The organism is Sinorhizobium sp. KGO-5, assembly GCF_036245905.1.
In the GTDB taxonomy this organism is placed as follows: domain Bacteria; phylum Pseudomonadota; class Alphaproteobacteria; order Rhizobiales; family Rhizobiaceae; genus Sinorhizobium; species Sinorhizobium meliloti_A.
In genome coordinates this window covers 524,064-545,100 of record NZ_BDIZ01000001.1, presented here as the reverse complement: position 1 = coordinate 545,100, position 21,037 = coordinate 524,064, and the positions used below count along the sequence as shown (strand labels likewise).

Here is a 21,037-nt window from a genome sequence, read left to right as displayed (position 1 = left end):
TTGGTATAAGTTTATCATCGATTTTCAGGCGCGAAAGCCTGGGCGACGAAATCTCCTTATACTCTCATAGGATCGCCGGTGAGAGTCCAGCGCGAATATACACAGGGAGATTGCATCCATGGCGCGGGTGCGTGAAGGCGCTTCCCTCCCCCTTGAGGGGAGGGTTTGGGGGCCTTGCGGAAGGCCGCGGGTTAAATCCCGGCCAGCTAACGCAGCAGCCTCAATGCGTTGATCGTCACCAGGACGGTCGCGCCGGTATCGGCGAGGATCGCCGGCCAGAGGCCCGTCACGCCGGCAATGGTGGTCGCCAGGAACACGGCCTTGAGGCCGAGTGCGATCGTGATGTTCTGGTGAATGTTGCGCATCGTCACCCGTGACAGCTTCACCATCTCCGAGACGTCCGAGACGCGGGCATGAAGGCTGGCCGCGTCGGCCGTTTCCAGCGCCACGTCGGTGCCGCCGCCAACGGCGATGCCGACATCCGCCGCCGCCAGAGCCGGCGCGTCGTTGATGCCGTCGCCGACCTTCGCCACGACGAGGCCTTCGGCCTTGAGCCCGCTTACGATGCGCTGCTTATCCTCGGGAAGAAGCCCTGCATGCGCCTCGATGCCCCCGAGCCGGCCGGCGATCGCCTCGGCCGTCGCCCGGTTGTCGCCGGTGAGCATCACCACCCGCAACCCCTGAGCGGCGAGCGCCCTCAGGCCCGCCGCGGCATCCGCACGCGGTTCGTCGCGCATGGCAAGCGCTCCGGCTGCCCTCCCGCCGACGACGAGCACGGAGACGGTCTTCCCCTCATCCTGCAGGGCTTCGATCCGAGCCAGTTCATCCGCCGCCAGCGGTGCGCGCTCCCGGGCCGCCTCGGGCGAGCCGAGGAAAAGCTCCACGCCGTCTGCGGAAGCGGCAACGCCCTTGCCCCCGATGGCCCGGGCGCCTTCGACGGGAAGGAGCGCCAATCCATCGGCTTCGGCACGCGACAGGACGGCACGGGCCAGCGGATGGCTGGATCCCTGTTCGAGCGCAGCGGCGTAGTCGAGCACCTCCGCTTCCGATCTGCCGAAGGCGACGATGTCGGTCAGTTTCGGCCTGCCTTCGGTGAGCGTTCCGGTCTTGTCGAAGGCGACGGCTGTGATCCTGCCGAGATTTTCGAGGACGGCACCGCCCTTGATCAGAAGACCGCGGCGTGCACCTGCCGAAAGACTCGCGGCGATCGCGGCCGGCGTGGAGATGACGAGGGCACAGGGGCAACCGATCAGGAGAAGCGCGAGCCCTTTGTAAATCCAGTCCTGCCACAGGCCGCCGAGGGCGAGCGGCGGGATGATCGCGACCAATGCCGCGACGAGCACCACGCCCGGCGTGTAATATCGGGAGAAGCGATCGATGAAACGCTCCGTCGGCGCCTTCTTCTCCTGCGCCTCTTCGACAAGCCTGATGACGCGCGCGATGGTGTTGTCGGCTGCGGCGGCGGTGACGCGCACCCGCAGCGCGCCGTCACCATTGACGGTTCCGGCAAAGACGTTCGCGCCGGCTTCCTTCAGGACGGGCGTGCTCTCGCCTGTCACCGGCGCCTCGTCGACGCCGCTCTCGCCGGAGACGATGATACCGTCGGCGGGAAGCCGGTCGCCGGGACGGACGAGGACGATGGCGCCAGGGGCCAGGCTTTCGGCGGGGACCTCCACGGTCCTGCCGTTTTCTTCGAGGAGCGCCGATTTCGGCACGAGCGCCGTCAGCGCCTGTATGCTCGCCCGTGCCTTGCCCGCGGCAACACCCTCGAGCAGTTCCCCGATCAGGAACAGGAGGACGACCATGGCCGCTTCCTCGCCGGCGCCAATGAAGACGGCACCGGCTGCCGCAATGGTCATCAGCATCTCGATCGAGAAAGGCGTGCCGGAAAGTGCTGCCATGAGCGCGCGTCTCGCGATCGGCACCAGGCCGACGAGCATGGCGAGGATGAAAATCCAGGGCTCGGTACCGGGAACGAACTGGCCGATGGCATAGGCTGCGGCAAGGGCAACGCCGCAGGCGAGCGTGAGCCTGCCCTTTGCCGTTCGCCACCATGGCAAGGGCGCCCTGAAATGGGACGACGGCTTCGTGCCTGCCGGAAGGATTGTCGGATGGCCGTGATCGTGGTGCGGGCCGCCTGCAACTTGCCCGTGGCCGCAGCAGGCGTGCTCGCTCTGAGCCGGCTGCCGTTCCGTCGCAACGTCAAGCGGCGTAAGCCCGTAGCCGAGGCCGCCGACCTTCCGCATCACCTGGGCGCCGATATCGTCGCGCGCCACATGCCGGACGGTCATGGTGCCGGCGGCCACCGAGACATTCACGTCCTCGACCCCCGCAACCCGCCTGACGGCCGTGTCGATCTTGGTCGCGCAGGACGCGCAATCCATCCCATCGACGCGGAATCTCGTTTCCCGAAATATGCCTGTCATTCCATGCTCCTTACGAAACCGGAAGCAGGCTAAGTCCTCTAGCAACTAGAGGTTCAAGAGGGAAAATGCGCGGTCCACCCGGCATTCGCCGCGAGCTTGCGCTCCGCCTGCCCGTCGGTGAACAATTCCGGCATCAGATCGGCCAGGCTGACGATCTTGCCCGTACGCGAACTCTGAAGCGCCGCAATGCCGCAAAGGACCGACATGGCGCCGGCCCGCGCACCTGCGCGCTGTCCAAGCGGATCCGTCGCATCCGGCGCGAAGAGCGTATTCCGCAGCCGGTCGTCGCCGCCATAGTGCCCGCCGGGAAAATGCGGCACCGTGATCCGTTCGATCGCCGCCTTGCCCTTGGGAAAGTTGCGGACGAGCAGGATCATGTCCTCGGCCGGCGTCTCCCACGGCTGGTCCTCGTACTGGCGAAGCTCGATCCTGCCCGTCGTACCGTTGAAGGCGATATGATGGCCCTCGATCGGCTGGAAGGTGTTGAGCGAATAGGAGACGTGGACGTCGTTGCGGTAGCGGATATTCGCGACCATCGTGTCGGGGATGTCGATGTCCTCGCGGAAGACGCAGCCGTCGCGGAAATAGCCGTCGATTTCGGAAGGTTCCTCATAGAGCGAGTCGAGAAACGGATCGGCTTCGAGATCGAGGTAGAAGTCGCACTCGCTCTTGTGAGGACAGAGCTTGCAGCGAGGACCTCGAAACGGTCCCTTGCGGCCGTACATCTGCAGGTCGGCAAAGGCGCTGACCGCGTCCGGATCGCTGTCGAGATACCAGTTCAGGAGATCGAAATGGTGTGTCGCCTTGTGCACGAAGAGGCTGCCCGATCGTTCCGTATAGGCATGCCAGCGGCGGAAATAATCGGCGCCGTGGCGCGTATCGAGATACCAGTGGAAATCGACCGAGGTGACGCGGCCGATCTCGCCGGCATTGAGGAGTTCCTTGATGCGTGCTGCGGTCGGCGCGAAGCGGTAGTTGAAGGAAACGTCCACCCGCCGCCCGGTCCGCTTCTCCGCGTCGAGAATGCGGCGGATCTTTTCGACCGTGGTCGACATCGGCTTTTCGGTGATGACGTCGGCGCCGGACTCCAGGGCGCGCACGACGATATCGTCATGCGTGTCGTCCGGGGTACAGACGATGACGAGATCGGGGCGCGTTTCGGCAAGCATGGTATCGACATTGCCGTAAACGGGCGCATTGGTGGCGATCATCGTGCGGGCGCGCTCGGCTCGCAGCGCGTTCGTATCGGCAATGGCGACCAGATCGACGAGGCCGCGCCAGCCGGCCAGAAGATCCCTGCCCCACATGGTGGTTCCGCGGTTGCCGGTGCCGACCAGCGCAAAGCGACGCTTGTTGTCCATCATACCCTCACGCAATCCCTGTCATATTTTGCCCTGTCATATTTCGTAGGAGACACATCCTGCCCCAGCATATCAGCAGCAGTTCCGGTAGCGTTCCACACAGGTCGCGATCACCTCCTCGGCCGGACGCTTCCACCAGTTGTCTGCGGAGAAGATCTCGACCTCCTGAGCCCCGTGGAAGCCGGCCGCCTCGATCCGGCGCCGGATACCCTTGAGGTCGATGACGCCGTCGCCCATCATGCCGCGATCCGTCAGCATGTCCTTGGTGGGGACGAGCCAATCGCAGATGTGATGAGCGAGGATCGCCTGCATTTTGCCGGCCCTCGCGATCTGCTCGTCGAGATCGGGATCCCACCATACGTGATAGACGTCGATCGCCACGCCGACGCCCGGGCCAAGGGTGTCGCAGATATCGAGAGCCTGTCCGAGCGTGTTCACGCAGGCGCGGTCGGCGGCATACATCGGATGCAGCGGCTCGATCGCAAGCGGCACGCCGGCCGCGCGCGCATGCGGCAGCACCGCCGCGATCCCTTCCAGAACCATCCGCCTCGCCGCGTCGATGTTCTTCGAACCTCCCGGAAGGCCGCCGACGACCAGTACCAGGCAATCGGCGCCGAGTTCCGCTGCCTCGTCCACCGCGCGCCTGTTGTCGTCGATCGCCTTTTCGCGTCCTGACGCTTCCGGCGCCGGAAAGAAGCCGCCGCGGCATAGCCCGGTGAGCTTCAGACCGTTGGAGCGGACGATACGCACGGCCTCGTCGAACCCGACCGCCGCCACCTGGTCGCGCCAGGGCGCAATCGCCGTGATGCCGTGCTTTAGACAGATATCCACGGCTTCGGCGAAGCCGCACTGCTCCCGGATCGTCGCCAGATTGATGGAAAGCCCTTCGACCAGCATATGTTTTCCTCCCGATTTCAGGACACCGTCGCCGCCCAGCCCGGCTCGACGGATGAGCCGAGACCGACGGACCGCAAGACGGTGGAAAAGGTGATTTCGCCGCCGCGGATCGCCAGCCGCGCCCGCCCGGAAGCTCTTTCGTAGAGATCGCCATGGCGGGCGAGATAGGCGGCCTGCTCTGCCGCCGGGGCGCCGGCCATGCCGTCGACATAGTGGTGACCGTTGCGTTCGACGTGGCCGGCGCCGACAAGCGCTGCCAGCACGAGGTCCTGCTGGAGCGCCAGGCCCGACTGCGTCGTCAGGTCCTCGGCGGACATGAAACAGCATGCGGTCCCGGCTTCGGCGTTCCACATCTCCACGCGAGCGCGGTTGATGAGTGCCCGGTAGAAGCCTTTGCAGGACTTCGAGGAGATGCCGGCATAACCGAGCGCGCGAGCGCGGAGAAACGCGCCGATATCGCCATCGGACTCGTCGATTTCGAGCGGCATCCGCCGGGCGACTTCCGTGACCGGTTTCGACAGCGCCTCGGCGCGAGCGATCGGCTGCTCGAAGAAGAGCGCCGAGGCGCTCAATTTTTCGAGCCGCGGCTCTTCGGCGATCCGGTCGAGGAGATCGGCAACGGCATCGGCATTTTCGAACTGTTCGTTGCCGTCGAGCGTCACCCGATACGCATCGACGCCCTGGTCGAGAATGGCGGCGATGGCGAGCAGACGCTCGGTGTCTTCGGCCGGGCGCCCCGATACCTTGATCTTGAAATAGCGGTGGCCATAGGCGGCGATCACCTCTTCCAGCGTCTGTGGCAGGCCGTCCTCCAGCCGCTGCCCGGGCGCGAAATCGGCCGCCGTCAGCGCGTCTGCAAGGCCGATCGTGTGGCGAACGGCCAGCCTCGGGCCGGGTTCGAGGCGCGAGAGGAACCGCGCAAGGTCGAAGCCTCCCAGATCGGGCGCGGTGGCGTCGGTGATGCCCGGCAGGTTGCCTCTGACCGCCTCGGCGGCGCTTGCTCCGGTCATGCGGCACACCGCGTCGAGGATGGCGCGATCAAGGAGCGCCAGGCCGTAGGAGGCGACAAGGGCTGGCAGGCCATGCCCGGCTGCCGCCCGGTGGTGATCACCCTCGGCAGCCGCGTGCAGTCCAAAGGGGGTCTGCGCCTGCAGCGAGGTCAGCCCTTCGACCGCCAGACGCAAGGAGGCACGCAGCTGCTCCACATTATCCTGCGGCGAAAGACCTGGGTTCTTGTCGAACCATTTCGGCATCATCATCTCTGCCGCCCAGCCGATGGCGGACCGGCCGCGCGCATCCTCCACCCGCACCCGGACGAAGGCCTGCGGCGCGCTCGCAACGCGCGCTGAGCCGAAGCGGAAAGGAAAACGGAATTCGACCGGCCGCTCGAAAACCTCCGCTTCGGCCAGCCTGACGCGCGGGGCTTGCGTCATCGCAAAGCCTCACTCGACGCCGTGCACGGCGAGCACGCGCCGCATGCGGGCGGCGGCAAGCTCCGGATCGGCCAGGACCCCGGCTCTGTCGGCAAGGCGGAAAAGCTCGGCGAGATGGACGAGGGATCGGGCGCTCTGCTGTCCGCCGATCATGACGAAATGGTCCTGAAGGCCGTTCAGATAAGCAAGGAAGACGACGCCGGTCTTGTAGAAACGCGTCGGCGCCTTGAAGATGTGGCGCGAGAGCGGCACCGTCGGCTCCAGCAATTCGAAGAATTCGCCGTTTCGCCCGCTGCCCAGCGCTTCCAGCGCCGCCGAAGCCACCGGCGCGATGGCGTCGAAGATGCCGAGCAGCGCATCCGAATGCCCTTCCTCGTCGCCGGCGATGAGTTCGGCATAGTTGAAGTCGTCGCCGGTATACATGCGCACGGCTTTGGGCAGTTGCCGCCGCATCACGATCTCCTTCTCCTTGGAAAGGAGCGAAATCTTGATGCCGTCGACCTTTGCGGCATGCGCCTCGAGAACCTCGAGACAGGTCTTCATCGCCGCCATGTGGTCGCCATTGCCCCAGTAGCCTTCGAGCGCCGGATCGAACATCTCGCCGAGCCAGTGGATGATGACCGGCTCCTTCACCTGCGTGAGAACGCGGTCGTAGACGCGGATATAGTCCTCCGGGCCCTTCGCCGTGGCGGCAAGCGCCCGGCTCGCCATCAGTATGATCCGGCCTCCTTCTGCCTCGATCGCCTCGATCTGGCTCTCATAGGCCCGGAGAATATCGTCGATCGACACGTCCGGCCCAGGCGCCAGATGGTCGGTGCCGGCGCCGCAGGCGATCAGCGCGCCCTGACGGCCGCGCGCTTCGGCAAGCGAGCGGCGGATGAGTTCGCGCGCTTCCGGCCAGCCGAGGCCCATGCCGCGCTGGGCTGTATCCATCGCTTCGGCAACGCCGAGACCGAGATCCCAGAGGCGGTGACGAAAGGCAAGCGTGCGCTCCCAGTCGATCGCCGGCGCCAGCCAGGGATCGTTGTCGGCGAGCGGGTCGGCGACCACATGGGCGGCGGCGAAGGCGACCCTGGAAAAGGCCTTGGCGTCACGCCTTTTGAAAGGCACCGGCCGACCCGTGAGGTCGTAGCTGGCAAGCCTGCCTTCGATTGGAAGCTTGATGCTGACCATGGTTCAGAGCTCCAATTCCGGAACGTCGAGCCAGCGGCGCTCCGCCCAGGATTTGAGGCCGAGTTCCGCAAGCTGTACGCCCTTGGCGCCAGCCTCGAGCCCATAGGGCCACGGGCCGTCCTCCGCCACATGGCGCAGGAACATTTCCCATTGCGCCTTGAAGCCGTTGTCGAAGGCCTGCGTATCCGGCACCTCGTCCCATGTCCTGTAGAAATCGATCGTCTGCGGCTGATCGGGATTCCAGACCGGTTTCGGGGTGTTGACGCGGTGCTGCGTCCAGCATTTCGTGAGTCCGGCGACAGCGGAACCATGGGTTCCGTCGACCTGAAACGTCACCAGATCGTCGCGCCGCACGCGCACCGCCCAGGAGGAATTGATATGCGCGACGATGCCGCCTTCGAGTTCGAAGGTGGCATAGGCCGCGTCGTCGGTGTCGCAGTCGTAGGCGCGGCCCTGTTCGTCGATACGGCTTGGGATATGAGTCGCGCCGAGGCAGGAGACGGCCTTCACTTCCCCGAAGAGATTGTCGAGCACGTAGCGCCAGTGGCAGAGCATGTCGAGGATGATGCCGCCGCCGTCCTTTTTCCGGTAGTTCCATGAGGGCCGCTGGGCCGGAACGCCCCAATCGCCTTCGAACACCCAGTAGCCGAACTCGCCCCGCACCGAGAGGATCTTGCCGAAAAAGCCCGACTCCCTCAGCAGGGCCAGCTTGCGAAGGCCCGGCAGGAACAGCTTGTCCTGCACGACCCCATGCTTGAGCCCGGAGGTGCGCGCCTTCCGCGCCAGCTTGACCGCCGTCCTCAGATCGTCGGAGATCGGCTTCTCGCAATAGACGTGCTTGCCGGCGTCGAGCGCGCGGCCGATGAGCTCGGCACGCATCAGCGTCGTGCCGGCGTCGAAGAATATCTGGTCGTTCGGATCGGCAAGCGCCGCGTCGAGATCGGTCGACCAGCGGGCGATGGCATGGCGCTTGGCCAATTGCTCCATCTTGTCGCGATTGCGGCCGACAATGATCGGATCGATCTCCAGCCTTTCGCCCGACTGGAGCGTGATCCCGCCCTGATCACGGATGGCCAGGATCGAGCGCACCAGATGCTGGTTGTAGCCCATGCGGCCGGTGACACCGTGCAATATTATACCCAAACGCGGCATGCCGTTCCTCCCTGAGAGGCCGGTGAGGGGAAGAACCAGCCCTCCCAAGCCAGTAACTAATCGGTTACTTTGTGGCAGAGGAGAATCGCACTTGTCAACAAAAAAAACGACATGTGCTGGATCAGCGCCGGATCGACGCCAGCGTGACATGGACGATATGGCGCTTCCAGACGTCGAGATTGCTCTTGTCCATGAGGTCGCGACCGAAGATCGTCGAGAGCGTGTACTGGTTGGAAAGGTAGAAATAACCGAGGGCGGCGATCGTCAGATAGAGGTTCAGCGGATCGACATCGGGCCGAAAGAGCCCCTCGCCCTTGCCGCGCCGGAGAAGGTCGGAGAGCTTGTCTATAAAGCTCGAATGCAGCTCCTTTAGACGCGTCGACTGACGCAGCCAGCGAGCCCGGTGCAGGTTCTCGGTGCCGAGGAGACTCAGGAATTCCGGATGCTCCAGGAAGTAGCCCCAGGTGAACATGGCGAGCTCGGCAATTCCCTGCTCGGGCTCCAAGTCGCTGAGATTAAGGGATTTTTCCGCCGTTCTTATCCCCACATAGGCCTCTTCCAGCACGGCGAGATAAAGCTGTTCCTTGTCGCCGAAGTAGTGGTAGAGCATGCGCTTGTTGATGCCGGCCCTCTCGGCGATGGAATCGACGCGGGCGCCGCCTATGCCGTTTTCGGCGAACTCCCGGGTCGCGGCGGCGAGGATCGAGGCACGCGTGCGCTCGGGGTCGCGCTGAAGCGCCCGCTCCGCCCGTCCCCCGGACCCGCTCCTCCCTTTCGCCTCGCCTCTTATCTTGTCCATCACGCGCAACCTCCGCAACCTCTTGCCTTTAACGGCCTTCGGTGCAACTTTGTCAAAATAATTTACAAGCCAATGACAGTTCGGCACACAACTGCTTGACAGGATCACTGCTTCTCCATAACTTGTAACCAAATAGTTATTTGTTGCAAGAGGCCGGAACGTTGTGGAGGCGTTCCGAAGGGAGGAGGAACAGATGACGCATAAGATCAGCAGGCGAAACGTACTCGCGGGAGGGGCGGCACTTCTTTCGATGTCCGCACTGGGGCCCGCCTTTGCGCAGGAGGCGCGGCTGCGGGTGCTCTGGTGGGGTTCACAGGCCCGTGCCGACCGCACGAACAAGGTCAATCAGCTCTTCCAGGAACAGAACGCGGGCGTCGCCATCAACGGCGAATTCCTCGGCTGGAGCGACTACTGGCCGCGGCTTGCCACCCAGGTGGCCGGGCGCAATGCGCCTGACATCATCCAGATGGACTATCGCTACATCGTCGAATATGCCCGGCGCGGCGCGCTCGCGCCCCTCGACGATTATCTCGGTTCCGTGCTCAAGGTCGAGGATTTCGACCAGGTGCAGATCAAGGGCGGCAGCGTCGAAGGCAAGCTCTACGGCATCAGCCTCGGCGCCAACTCGGCAGCGATGATGGTCAATGCCGCCGCTTTCGAGGAAGCCGGCATCGAACTTCCGACGCCGTCGACGACCTGGGAAGAGATGGCGCGGTCGGGCGCCGAGATCACCAAGGCCGGCAAGCGCAAGGGTTTCTATGGCCTCTCCGACGGCAGCGCGGTCGAGCCGCTGTTCGAAAACTGGCTGCGCCAGCGCGGCAAGGCATTGTTCACCGCGGACGGCAAGATCGCCTATGATGCGAACGATGCGGCCGAATGGTTCGCCATGTGGCAGAAAATGCGCGAGGACAAGGCCTGCGTCCCGCCGGACATCCAGGCGCTCGACCAGTACAATGTGGAGACGAGCCCCCTATCGCTCGGCAAGGCGGCCGCTTCCTTCGCGCACTCCAATCAGTTCGTCGCCTATCAGGGCATAAACAAGGACAAACTGGCGCTGAGAAGCCATCCACTGATCGACAAGGATGCGAAGGGCGGCCATTATCGCAAGCCGTCGATGTTCTTCTCGGTCTCGGCCCAGACCAAGGACCCGGAACTCGGCGCAAAATACGTCAACTTCTTCGTCAAGGACCCGAAAGCCGCCGAAATCCTGGGCGTCGAGCGCGGCGTACCGGAATCGGCAGCCGTACGCGAGAAACTGGCGTCGACGCTCGACGAGCTCGGCCGCGCCATGCTCGACTATGTCTCGGGCCTCGGAGCGCTTGCCGGCGATCTGCCGCCGCCGCCGCCCAGCGGTGCCGGCGAGGCGGAATTCGCTCTGCGCAACGTCGCCGAACAGGTCGGCTTCGGTCAGCTCGACGCCAAGCAAGGAGGCGAGACGCTGGTGAACGAGGTCAGCCAAATCCTTGCACGAGGTTAAGGAGGATGGCGGCCGTGCAGGACACCGCTGTCGCAGTCGGCACGGGCGCGTCATCGCGCCCGGCCGCACAGGGCCGCCTGGCCAGGACATGGGCAAGCCATGGAGCCGGCTACATGTTTCTGTTGCCATGGCTCATCGGCTTCTTCGGCCTGACGCTCGGGCCCGCCATCGCCTCGCTCTATCTTTCCTTCACCAATTTCGACCTGATCCGCGCGCCGGAATGGATCGGCACCGCCAATTACGTGCGCATCGCGACGGCGGACCCGAAATTCGCCGCGGCGATCAAGGTGACCTTTCTCTATGTCGTGCTTTCGGTGCCCTTCAAGCTCGCCTTCGCGCTGCTCGTCGCGATCCTTCTCGACCGCGGCGTCCGGGGGCTCACCGTCTATCGGGCGATCTTCTACCTGCCGTCGCTGCTTGGCGGCAGCGTCGCGATCGCCGTGCTCTGGCGACAGCTCTTCGCCGGCGACGGCCTGATCAACAGCCTGCTGGCCCAGTTCGGCATCGAGGGGCCGAGCTGGATCTCTCACCCGGACTATTCGATATGGACGCTCGTGGTCTTGAGCGTCTGGCAGTTCGGATCGCCGATGATCATCTTCCTTGCGGGCCTTCGGCAGATCCCGACGGACATGTACGAGGCGGCGAGCCTCGACGGGGCGTCCAAGTTCCGTCAGTTCTACAAGATCACGCTGCCGCTCTTGACGCCGGTGATCTTCTTCAACGCGGTCGTGCAGACGATCGACGCCTTCAAGGCCTTCACTCCCGCCTTCATCATTTCCGGCGGCACCGGCGGTCCGATCAATTCGACGCTGTTCTACACTCTTTACCTCTACCAGGAGGCCTTCGGTAATTTCCGCATGGGCTACGCCTCGGCGCTTGCCTGGATTCTCGTGCTGATCATCGGGCTGTTCACGGCCTTCTCGTTCCTCACCTCTCGCTACTGGGTGCACTACGATGACTGACGCGACCATGAGCTCGGTAACCGCCGCGCCGCCGGACGCGACGGGCCGCCGCGGCCCTGTGGGATCGGTCCTCGTTCACGCCGCCCTGATCGCCGCCTCGATCGCCATGATCTATCCGCTCCTGTGGATGATCTCGGCATCGGTCAGGCCGGAGGACGAGATCTTCGCCTCCACGTCGCTTTGGCCCTCCTCGGTTGATTTCTCCTCCTATCTGCGCGGCTGGTTCGGGCTCGACGTCAGCTTCGGGCGGTTCTTCTGGAACTCGCTGGTCATCGCGGTGCTCACCGTCGTCGGCAATGTCGTCGCCTGCTCGCTCGCGGCCTATGCCTTCGCAAGGCTGCGCTTCGCGGGGCGGAATTTCTGGTTCGCGATCATGCTCGGCACGATGATGATCCCCTATCACGTGACGCTCATTCCCCAATATGTCCTCTTCCTCGATCTCGGCTGGGTGAACACATTCCTGCCGCTGGTGGTCCCGAAGTTTCTCGCCAGCGATGCCTTCTTCATCTTCCTGATGGTGCAGTTCTTCCGCGGAATCCCGCGCGAACTGGACGAAGCGGCGATGATGGACGGCTGCGGCGCCTGGCGCATCTACTGGAAGATCATGCTGCCGCTATCGCTTCCCGTTCTGGCGACGGCCGCCATCTTCTCCTTCATCTGGACCTGGGACGATTTCTTCGGGCCGCTGATCTACCTCAACGACATGAACAGCTACACGATCCAGCTCGGCTTGAGGACCTTCGTCGACTCGAGCAGCACCTCCGACTGGGGCGGGCTCTTCGCCATGTCGACGCTCTCGCTCGTGCCGGTGTTCTTCTTCTTCCTCTTCTTCCAGCGCCTTCTGATCGAGGGCATCGCCACCACCGGCATGAAACGCTGAGCGACGGAGCTAGAAAATCATCATGGACGAATTGCGTTTCGCTGCCGTCGGGCTCAACCACAATCACATCTACGGCCAGGTCGACTGCCTGCTTCGGGCCGGCGCCCGCCTCGCCGGTTTCCACGAGAAGGACGATGCGCTGGCCACGGAATTTTCCGCCGTCTACGCAGACGCCCCGCGCATCCCGACGGCAGAGGAAATCCTCGAGGACGAGAGCATCGGCCTCATCGTCTCGGCCGCCGTTTCGAGCGAGCGCGCGGAACTGGCGATCCGTGCCATGCAGCACGGCAAGGACGTGCTTGTCGACAAGCCGGGCATGACGAGCTTCGACCAGCTCGCCAAGCTGCGCCGGGTCCAGGCCGAGACGGGCCGCATCTTCTCGATCCTCTATTCGGAGCATTTCGAGAGCCCGGCCACGGTCAAGGCCGGCGAGCTCGTCGCCGCCGGCGCGATCGGCGAGGTGGTGCACATCGTCGGCCTCGGCCCGCACAGGCTGCGCCGCGAGACGCGGCCCGACTGGTTCTTCCGCCGCGCGGACTATGGCGGCATCCTGACCGACATCGCATCGCACCAGTGCGAGCAGTTCCTGTTCTTCACCGGCGTCGACGACGCGACCGTGCTTTCGGCGAGCGTCGGCAACCGGAGCGTTCCCGACGCTCCCGAACTGCAGGATACGGGCAGCATCCACCTCGCGACGGGGCGGGCCACCGGCATGATCCATGTGAACTGGCTGACCCCGGAGGGAATGCCGACCTGGGGTGACGGCCGGCTCTTCATCGTGGGCACATCCGGAACGATCGAGGTCCGCAAGGCGGTCGATCTCGCCGGGCGCGAAGGCGGCAACCACCTGTTTCTCGCGGACCGCAACGGCGTCGAACATATCGACTGCTCCCGCGTCGACCTGCCCTTCGGGCGTCAGTTCCTCGCCGACATCCGCGACAGGACCGAAACCGCGATGCCGCAGGAGCGCTGCTTCAAGGCCATGGAGCTTGCGCTTCAGGCGCAGGCGATCGCCGAACAGAACGGGGACAGGAACTGACATGAGCGTGAAGACAGTCGCCATCATCGGCTGCGGCATCGGGCGTTCGCATATCGTCGAGGGCTATCAGCCGCACCCGGACAAGTTCCGAGTCCAGGCTCTCTGCGACCTCAACGAGGAACGGATGAACGAAGTGGGCGACGAGTTCGGGATCGAGCAGCGGACCCGCTCCTTCGAGGAACTTCTCGCCGACGATGGAATCGACATCATCGACATCTGCACCCCGCCAGGCATCCATCTCGAACAGGTGCTGGCGGCCCTTGCCGCCGGCAAGCACGTGGTCTGCGAAAAGCCGCTGACCGGATCGCTCGCGGGCGTCGATGCGATCATGGAAGCCGAGAAGCAGGCACGTGGCGTGCTGATGCCGATCTTCCAGTATCGCTACGGCGACGGCATCGAGAAAGCCAAGCGCATCATCGAGGCCGGCATCGCGGGCAAGCCCTATGTCGGCTCGGTCGAGACTTTCTGGCTGCGCACGCCCGAATATTATTCCGTCCCCTGGAGGGGCAAGTGGGCGACGGAGCTCGGCGGCGTGCTCGTCACCCACGCGCTGCATCTGCACGATATGATGCTGCATCTTCTCGGCCCGGTGGCGCGCGTGTTTGGCCGGGTCGCGACCCGGGTCAACGACATCGAGGTCGAGGACTGCGCCTCCGCGAGCTTGCTCATGAAGAACGGCGCCTTCGTTTCGCTTTCCTGTACGCTCGGCTCTCAGGAGCAGATCAGCCGGCTAAGGCTGCATTTCGAGAACGTCACCTTCGAGAGCAGCCACGAACCTTATGCGCCGGGTAAGGATCCGTGGAAGATCATCGCGGCAAATGACGAAGTGCAGGCGCGGATAGACGAAGTGACCGGCGACTGGCGTCCGGTCTTGCCGCGCTTCACCACCCAGATGGCGCATTTCCACGATTTCCTGAGCGGCAGAGGACCCCTGCCCGTGACGACGCAGGATGCGCGCCGCGCGCTGGAACTGGTCACCGCGATCTATCAATCCGCCGATACCGGCCGCGAAATAGAGTTGCCGCTCGGCCCGGACAGCCCGAAATATGCCGATTGGCGTGCGAATACCCGATAGAGGGCCGCAGGGAGGAACTTTGACATGGCGACGAGCGTCGTTCTTCAGAAGGTCGAGAAGCGCTACGGCGCGCTCGATGTGATCCACGGCATCGACCTGACCATAGACCCCGGCGAGTTCGCCGTTTTCGTGGGTCCGTCCGGTTGCGGCAAGTCGACGCTGCTCAGAATGATCGCCGGATTGGAGGAGATTTCCGGCGGCACGCTGATGCTCGACAGCGACCGCATGAACGAAGTGGCACCCGCCAGGCGCGGCATTGCCATGGTGTTCCAGTCCTATGCGCTCTATCCGCACATGTCGGTCTACAAGAACCTCGCTTTCGGCCTCGAAACGGCCGGCTTCAAGAAGGCCGAAATCGAGCCGAAGGTGCGCCGGGCGGCCGAGATCCTGCAGATCGAAAAGCTGCTCGACCGCAAGCCGAAGGCGCTCTCCGGCGGTCAGCGGCAGCGCGTGGCGATCGGCCGCGCGATCGTGCGCGAGCCGCGGATCTTCCTCTTCGACGAGCCGCTTTCCAACCTCGACGCCGAACTCCGCGTGCAGATGCGCGTGGAGATCTCAAGGCTTCATCGGGACCTCGGCAACACCATGATCTATGTGACGCACGATCAGGTGGAGGCCATGACCATGGCCGACAAGATCGTCGTCCTGAATTCCGGCCGGATCGAGCAGGTGGGCGCACCGCTCGATCTCTACAACAATCCCGTCAACCGCTTCGTCGCCGGCTTCATCGGCAGCCCCAAGATGAACTTCCTCAAGGCGCGGATCGCGGACGTCACCGAAAGCGAAACGGCGATCGAGGTCTGCGGCGGAACGATCCGCCTCCCCCGTCGCCTGAACGGTGCGACCCAGGGGCAGGACGTCACATTCGGCATCCGGCCGGAGCATCTTTCCGCGCGCGAGGGCGGTATCGAGCTCGCTTCGGTCAATGTCGAGATCGTCGAGAATCTCGGCGGCGAAACCATGCTCTACGGGATCACGCCGGATCGCCAGCAGCTGACCGTCGCGCTGGAGGGGCAGCAGAAGGTCGAGCGGGGCTCCAATCTCGCCGTCCACTTCGACCCGTCGCGCTGCCACGTCTTCGGCGCCGACGGAAGGGCCATGCGATGAAACTGTTCTACAGCCGCAATCCCAACCCGAGGCTTGCCGTCGCGGTGGCACGCCATCTCGCAGCCGAGGTTGAGTTCGAATTCGCCTCACCCTTCGCGCCGGGGCAGGCGGAGCTGTTTCGGCCGCTCAACCCCAACCTTTCGCTGCCGATACTCGTGGAGGCCGGAAAAAGCCTTTGGGAGGCCGACGCGATCGCCTGCCGGCTTTCCCGCAAGGTGCAATCGGATTTCTGGCGCATGGGCGACGACGAACCCGACATGGTCCGATGGATCAGCTGGGGCAAGGAAAACTTCGTAAGAGCTTGCGACATGGTGCAGTTCGAGCGCGGCACGAAGCAGCGCTATGGGCTCGGCCCGATCGACCAGCAGCTGGTCGAGGAGGGGCTGAGCAGGTTCCGTACGGCAGCGGCGATACTCGATATGGAGCTTTCCGGGCGGAACTGGCTGGTCGGAGACGCCGTATCCCATGCGGATTTCCGAATGGCGAGCTTTCTGCCCTTCAACGATGCCGCCCGACTGCCGCTTGGCGATTATCCCAACATCTGCCGCTGGAGTGACCGGCTCGAGGAGATCGATGCCTGGCGCGATCCCTTCAGGGGTCTGGATGCGCCCGAACTGCCGCCGATTCCGGAGCGCTGATCAGACCGCAGACGCCAGCCTCAAATCCGGCGATCGTCGAAGCGGTGGACGGCCACACCCGCCACGGGACTTCTTGCGGCGAAAATGCCGCCGGAGCGGTTTTTCTCGCCGATGCCGGCTGGCCGCAGCGACGTGACGAGAAGCGTCTTCAGGTCCGCTCCGGCGAAGCAGGGCATGGTCGGCGCCGGCACCGGAAAGCGATGCGCCCCGACAAGGCGACCTTCGGGCGAGAAGCGATTGACGACGCCCGCCGACACGCCGGCGCTCCAGTAATGGGCTTCCACGTCGGTTGCGGCTCCGTCCGGTCGGCCGCTCGCCTCGTCCAGGCTTGCCAGCCGCCGGCGCCCGGAAAGCGCGCCCGTTGCGGGGTCGAACTGCCAGCGGTCGACCCAGGCGCCGCGCGAATCCGAGTGAAACAGAAGGGCACCGTCGCCGCTCCAGGCAAGGCCGTTGGAGCAGACGATGCCTTCCACCTTGCGTTCCACCGCGCCGTCCGGCGAGACGCGGTAGAGCGACGCGACGGGCCGGCGGTCGGGCACATCGTGCATCGTCCCCACCCAGAAGGCGCCGTCCGGTCCGACCTTGCCGTCGTTGAGGCGCGTATCCGCAATGTCCGGCTCGACCGCGGCGATTTCCCTGGTGATCGCGCCGACATCGGGATCGAACAGAACCACGCGATCGCGCTGCGCCAGCACGAGGCGTCCGGAGCGGGCGAGGCCGGCGCTGCAGGCGCCGCCCTCGACGGTCCATTCGACGTGGCCGGCGCCCGAAAGCTCGACGCGATGAAGGGCGCTGCGGCCGATATCGACGAAGAACAGGCAGTTCCGGCGCTCATCGAAAACCGGGCTTTCGGCGACGTCGCAACGCGAATCCAGAAGACACTCAAATGTTAAATCGAAAGACATGTTTCACACCATGGGCCCGGGCCGCTGCCAGAAGATGTACTCAGAGGCGCTTAAACTCCCGTTTTTGAATTCGCTGCCGCAGTTGCCAGCTCTATCATTGCTCTTGCCCTCGCTCAACTTGTAAAATAAAAATACAAGAAACCGGCCGGGAGATCTGCATGAAAACGCCCCTCGTAACCCGCGACCCTGAAGGCCTGCCGCTCGGCGCGGTGCGCCGCGGCAGCGTGTCGCCCGAAGGCGGAAAGCGTGTCCGCAAATGGTCGAGCCGGGCTACCGGCGAGCGCTTGAAGTGGATCGGAGCATGACCGGATCAGAGATCGCCATGGGAGCCGGTGATACGGGCGCGCGATTCCGTCAGATGGTAGCGCATGTAAAGGCGGGCGAGATCCCGGTTCTGGCCCGAAATGGCAGAGTAGATCTTGCGGTGTTCTTCGAGGACACGGCGGCGGCGGTCATCGGAGCCCTGCCGCGTCAGGCCGAGCGCCATGCGCATCGAGCCGCTGAGAATGTCACGCAGCTCTTCCAGAAGGCGTGGAAAAAGTTCGTTGCCCGCAGCTTCCGCTACCGCGTGGTGAAAGGCGAAGTCCTCTTCCCATCCGGTTTCCCCGCGCGCGAAGGCGCCTTCCAGCGCCGCCAGCGCCTCGCCGATCTGGTTGAGCTGAGCCTTGGTCCGGCGCATCGCGGCAAGCCCCGCGCATTCCGTCTCGAGCGCGAGCCGGGGCTCGAAAGCCCTGAGATAGATCGCGATCTCGGCCGAGGCGGCGAGACTGGTGAGCTTGTCGGACGGACGCGATTTCACGAAGGTGCCGATGCCCTGGCGCGAAACCACGAGGCCGTCGGCCTGCAGCCGCATCAGCGCCTCTCGCACGACCGGACGGGAAACCTGAAAGTCGCGGCAGATATGCGCTTCGGACGGCAGCTTGGCCCCCTCGGCCATCTGGCCGCTGGCGATCTGCTCGAGAATCTGCCCGTAGAGAACATCGGCAAGCCGCTCCCGCCGCGCCGGTTTCAGTTTCAACGTTACGTCGTTCAAGGGTCTGCCTTCACCTGTCATTTTTCTGTACAGGCGCAATCTAGCCGACCCACCCGCAAATGCAAAGGAGGCTGCCGATGACCGGGCGCAAGAAGCCGGAGGAATTTCGAAGCTTTCGCTGGTTCGGCGTCAAGGACCTTCGCGCCTTCGGTCACAGATCCCGCCTTTATCAGATGGGCTACGACCATGCGGAACTCGCAAACAAGCCCGTCATCGCGATCATCAATACCTGGAGCGACATCAATCCGTGCCACGCGCATCTGAGGACTCGGGCGGAGGAGGTCAAGCGCGGCGTCTGGCAGGCGGGCGGCTTCCCGATCGAGCTGCCGGCCATGTCGCTGGCAGAGACCTATGTGAAGCCGACGACGATGCTCTACCGCAACTTCCTGGCGATGGAGGTGGAGGAGCTCATCCGCTCGCATCCGGTCGACGGCGTCGTACTGCTTGCCGGCTGCGACAAGACCACGCCGGGAACGATCATGGGAGCGATCCAGGTCGACCTGCCGACGATCTTCGTGCCGGCCGGGCCGATGCTGCGCGGCAATTATCGCGGCCGGATGCTGGGTTCCGGATCGGACGTCTGGAAATACTGGGCGGAAAAGGAAGCCGGCCGCATCACCGAGAACGAATGGAGCGAAATGGAGCGCGGTATCGCCCGCTCCTTCGGCACCTGCATGACGATGGGCACGGCCTCGACCATGACGGCGCTGGCCGACACGCTGGGGCTTTCCCTGCCCGGCGCCTCCGCCATCCCCGCGGCGGATGCCGGCCATGCGCGAATGGCCGCGCTTTCCGGCGCGCGCATCGTCGAGATGGTCTTCGAGGACCTGAAGCCGTCCGACATCATGACGGCGAAGGCATTCGAGAATGCGCTCGCGGTGCACATGGCGATGGCCGGCTCGACCAATGCGATGATCCATCTTATCGCGATCGCGCGGCGCTGCGGCGTTCCTCTGACGCTCGATGATTTCGACCGCGTATCGGCCCAAGTCCCCGTTCTCTGCAACATCCGGCCGACCGGTGAATTCCTGATGGAGGACTTCTACTATGCCGGCGGTCTGATCGCGCTCTGGAAACAATTGAAGCCGCTCCTGCATACCGGAGAACGCAATGTGATCGGCACGATCGGCGGCGCTCTCGACGAGGCCGAGGTCCATCTGCCGGAGGTGATCCGCCCGCTGGACAGGCCGGTGGCCGCGCGCGGCGGCACGGCAATTCTCAAAGGCAACCTCGCGCCGCAGGGCTGCGTGATGAAGCCCGCGGCCGCCGACCCTGCCCTGCTCGAACACCGCGGCCCGGCCCTCGTCTTCGACGATTACGACGCTATGATGAGAGCGGTGAACGACGAGGATCTCGACGTCACAGCCGACACGGTGATGATCCTGCGCAATGCCGGGCCGGTCGGGGGACCGGGCATGCCGGAATGGGGCATGCTGCCGATCCCGAAGAAGCTTTTGAAAGAGGGCGTGCGCGACATGGTGCGCATTTCCGACGCCCGGATGAGCGGCACCAGCTACGGCGCCTGCATCCTCCACGTGGCGCCGGAGGCCTATGTCGGCGGCCCGCTGGCAGCGGTCCGCAACGGCGACATCATCGCGCTCGACGTCGATCGCCGCACGATCACGCTCGAGGTCGACCAGGCCGAGATCGAACGCCGGCTCGCCGAATGGAGGCCGCCGGAGCGCGATTATTCGAGGGGCTATCTGAAGATGCATGCGGAGAATATCCAGCAGGCACCGGAAGGCTGCGACTTCACCTTCCTGCAATCGCCCCATAAGCTGCCCGAACCCGAGATTCATTGATCACCGTGACGACTGGTCATTGGAGCCGAAGTCATCACGATCCGTGCGAAGCAGGTTGTACGCATGACGACGCGACTATTGATAACCGGGGCCGCAGGCGGCCTCGGCCGCTATGCCCGCGAGGGACTGAAGGGCTGCGCCGATGTTCTGCGCCTTTCGGATGTCGCCACGCTTTCTCCCGCCGGAGAAGGCGAGGAAGTCGTGCATTGCGACCTCGCCGAGCGCGAGGCGGTCGACCGACTCGTGCGCGGCTGCGATGCGATCCTGCATCTCGGTGCGATCTCGGTGGAGTCCGACTTCGACGCTCTTCTTCAGGCCAACATCCTCGGCACCTACAATCTCTACGAGGCGGCGCGAAAGGCCGGCGTGAACCGCGTTCTCTTTGCGAGCACCAATCATGTGACCGGCTTCCATCCCGTCGGCGAGACGCTCGACGATCTGTCGCCGCGGCGGCCGGACAGCCTTTACGGCGTGAGCAAGTGCTTCGGCGAGGATCTTTCCCGGCTCTATTTCGACAAATACGGCATGGAAACCGCCTGCCTCAGGATCGGCAGCTGCTTTGCCGAACCCACGAACCGCCGCATGCTCTCCACCTGGCTGAGCCCGCGCGACTTCCTGGCGCTTGTGCGCAGGCTTCTCGATGCCCCGAAAATCGGCCATCTGGTGCTCTACGGCGTCTCCGCCAACCGCGACGTCTGGTGGTCAAACGGACATGCGGATTTCCTCGGCTGGCGCCCGCAGGACAGCAGCGAACCTTACCGGCACGCGATTGAAGAGCGTGAGGAGGCGCCTTCGGACGGCGTGCGCTATCAGGGCGGGCGTCATGCGGCGGCGAAGCTGCCGGGTTAGGCAACTGGTTCCGCACGGTTCTCCATCCC

At 64.5% G+C, this 21,037-nt stretch carries 19 protein-coding genes; 10 read left to right on the top strand and 9 right to left on the bottom strand.

What is annotated here, in order from left to right; genetic code table 11:
• Nucleotides 1-206 precede the first annotated feature (206 nt).
• From BHD07_RS02525 to BHD07_RS02495, 7 genes are all read right to left on the bottom strand, one after another.
• Complete coding sequence (locus BHD07_RS02525) at nucleotides 207-2,426, bottom strand: heavy metal translocating P-type ATPase (protein WP_338277487.1); 2,220 nt, start codon at nucleotides 2,424-2,426, stop codon at nucleotides 207-209.
• A gap of 53 nt (nucleotides 2,427-2,479) precedes the next feature.
• Nucleotides 2,480-3,787 (bottom strand): Gfo/Idh/MocA family protein, encoded by a 1,308-nt coding sequence (locus BHD07_RS02520; RefSeq protein WP_338277485.1) that lies wholly within the window; start codon nucleotides 3,785-3,787, stop codon nucleotides 2,480-2,482.
• A 72-nt stretch (nucleotides 3,788-3,859) separates the two neighbouring features.
• A complete protein-coding gene (locus BHD07_RS02515) occupies nucleotides 3,860-4,684 on the bottom strand; it encodes a sugar phosphate isomerase/epimerase family protein (protein WP_338277483.1) in 825 nt (274 codons plus the stop codon).
• A gap of 17 nt (nucleotides 4,685-4,701) precedes the next feature.
• The gene (locus BHD07_RS02510) at nucleotides 4,702-6,117 is read right to left on the bottom strand and encodes an enolase C-terminal domain-like protein (RefSeq protein ID WP_100669934.1); all 1,416 of its coding nucleotides are present in this window, start codon (nucleotides 6,115-6,117) and stop codon (nucleotides 4,702-4,704) included.
• Between the two features lie 9 nt (nucleotides 6,118-6,126).
• Entirely contained in the window at nucleotides 6,127-7,290 is a 1,164-nt protein-coding gene (locus tag BHD07_RS02505; protein WP_100669935.1) for a dihydrodipicolinate synthase family protein, read from the bottom strand.
• Between the two features lie 3 nt (nucleotides 7,291-7,293).
• Nucleotides 7,294-8,442 carry a Gfo/Idh/MocA family protein gene (locus BHD07_RS02500; RefSeq protein WP_100669936.1) on the bottom strand — a complete coding sequence of 383 codons (1,149 nt, stop codon included), beginning with the start codon at nucleotides 8,440-8,442 and terminating at the stop codon, nucleotides 7,294-7,296.
• A gap of 121 nt (nucleotides 8,443-8,563) precedes the next feature.
• Nucleotides 8,564-9,241, bottom strand: coding sequence for a TetR/AcrR family transcriptional regulator (locus BHD07_RS02495; RefSeq protein WP_100669937.1), 678 nt, complete (start codon nucleotides 9,239-9,241; stop codon nucleotides 8,564-8,566).
• A 193-nt stretch (nucleotides 9,242-9,434) separates the two neighbouring features.
• Between BHD07_RS02495 and BHD07_RS02490 the strand changes: the two genes are divergently transcribed.
• From BHD07_RS02490 to BHD07_RS02460, 7 genes are read left to right on the top strand one after another with little or no spacing between them, the layout of a single operon-like run.
• Nucleotides 9,435-10,718 carry an ABC transporter substrate-binding protein gene (locus BHD07_RS02490; RefSeq protein WP_100669938.1) on the top strand — a complete coding sequence of 428 codons (1,284 nt, stop codon included), beginning with the start codon at nucleotides 9,435-9,437 and terminating at the stop codon, nucleotides 10,716-10,718.
• A gap of 5 nt (nucleotides 10,719-10,723) precedes the next feature.
• Nucleotides 10,724-11,680: a carbohydrate ABC transporter permease gene (locus BHD07_RS02485; protein ID WP_018093750.1), complete on the top strand. Its 957-nt coding sequence runs from the start codon at nucleotides 10,724-10,726 to the stop codon at nucleotides 11,678-11,680.
• On the top strand, nucleotides 11,673-12,560 hold the full coding sequence (locus BHD07_RS02480; protein WP_338277479.1) for a carbohydrate ABC transporter permease: 888 nt from the start codon (nucleotides 11,673-11,675) through the stop codon (nucleotides 12,558-12,560). Before BHD07_RS02485 ends, BHD07_RS02480 begins: the two co-directional genes overlap by 8 nt.
• 22 nt (nucleotides 12,561-12,582) lie before the next feature.
• Entirely contained in the window at nucleotides 12,583-13,599 is a 1,017-nt protein-coding gene (locus tag BHD07_RS02475; protein ID WP_100669940.1) for a Gfo/Idh/MocA family protein, read from the top strand.
• Between the two features lies 1 nt (nucleotide 13,600).
• A complete protein-coding gene (locus BHD07_RS02470; protein ID WP_100669941.1) occupies nucleotides 13,601-14,674 on the top strand; it encodes a Gfo/Idh/MocA family protein in 1,074 nt (357 codons plus the stop codon).
• 24 nt (nucleotides 14,675-14,698) lie between these two features.
• Nucleotides 14,699-15,781, top strand: a complete 1,083-nt coding sequence (locus BHD07_RS02465) for an ABC transporter ATP-binding protein (RefSeq protein WP_018093746.1) — start codon at nucleotides 14,699-14,701, stop codon at nucleotides 15,779-15,781.
• Nucleotides 15,778-16,419, top strand: coding sequence for a glutathione S-transferase family protein (locus tag BHD07_RS02460; protein ID WP_100669942.1), 642 nt, complete (start codon nucleotides 15,778-15,780; stop codon nucleotides 16,417-16,419). The genes BHD07_RS02465 and BHD07_RS02460 overlap by 4 nt, the downstream gene beginning before the upstream one ends.
• 20 nt (nucleotides 16,420-16,439) lie before the next feature.
• Here the strand turns inward: BHD07_RS02460 and BHD07_RS02455 are convergent, their stop codons facing one another.
• Entirely contained in the window at nucleotides 16,440-17,324 is an 885-nt protein-coding gene (locus BHD07_RS02455) for an SMP-30/gluconolactonase/LRE family protein (protein WP_338277475.1), read from the bottom strand.
• A 158-nt stretch (nucleotides 17,325-17,482) separates the two neighbouring features.
• Here BHD07_RS02455 and BHD07_RS02450 point away from each other — a divergent pair, with 158 nt between their 5' ends.
• Nucleotides 17,483-17,629: a hypothetical protein gene (locus BHD07_RS02450; RefSeq protein WP_157813651.1), complete on the top strand. Its 147-nt coding sequence runs from the start codon at nucleotides 17,483-17,485 to the stop codon at nucleotides 17,627-17,629.
• 5 nt (nucleotides 17,630-17,634) lie between these two features.
• Here the strand turns inward: BHD07_RS02450 and BHD07_RS02445 are convergent, their stop codons facing one another.
• Nucleotides 17,635-18,357 carry a FadR/GntR family transcriptional regulator gene (locus BHD07_RS02445; RefSeq protein ID WP_100669944.1) on the bottom strand — a complete coding sequence of 241 codons (723 nt, stop codon included), beginning with the start codon at nucleotides 18,355-18,357 and terminating at the stop codon, nucleotides 17,635-17,637.
• 77 nt (nucleotides 18,358-18,434) lie between these two features.
• Here BHD07_RS02445 and araD point away from each other — a divergent pair, with 77 nt between their 5' ends.
• Both araD and BHD07_RS02435 read left to right on the top strand, forming a co-directional pair.
• Nucleotides 18,435-20,159 (top strand): L-arabinonate dehydratase, encoded by a 1,725-nt coding sequence (gene araD / locus BHD07_RS02440; protein WP_100669945.1) that lies wholly within the window; start codon nucleotides 18,435-18,437, stop codon nucleotides 20,157-20,159.
• A 63-nt stretch (nucleotides 20,160-20,222) separates the two neighbouring features.
• Nucleotides 20,223-21,008, top strand: a complete 786-nt coding sequence (locus BHD07_RS02435; RefSeq protein ID WP_100669946.1) for an NAD-dependent epimerase/dehydratase family protein — start codon at nucleotides 20,223-20,225, stop codon at nucleotides 21,006-21,008.
• Nucleotides 21,009-21,037 lie beyond the last annotated feature (29 nt).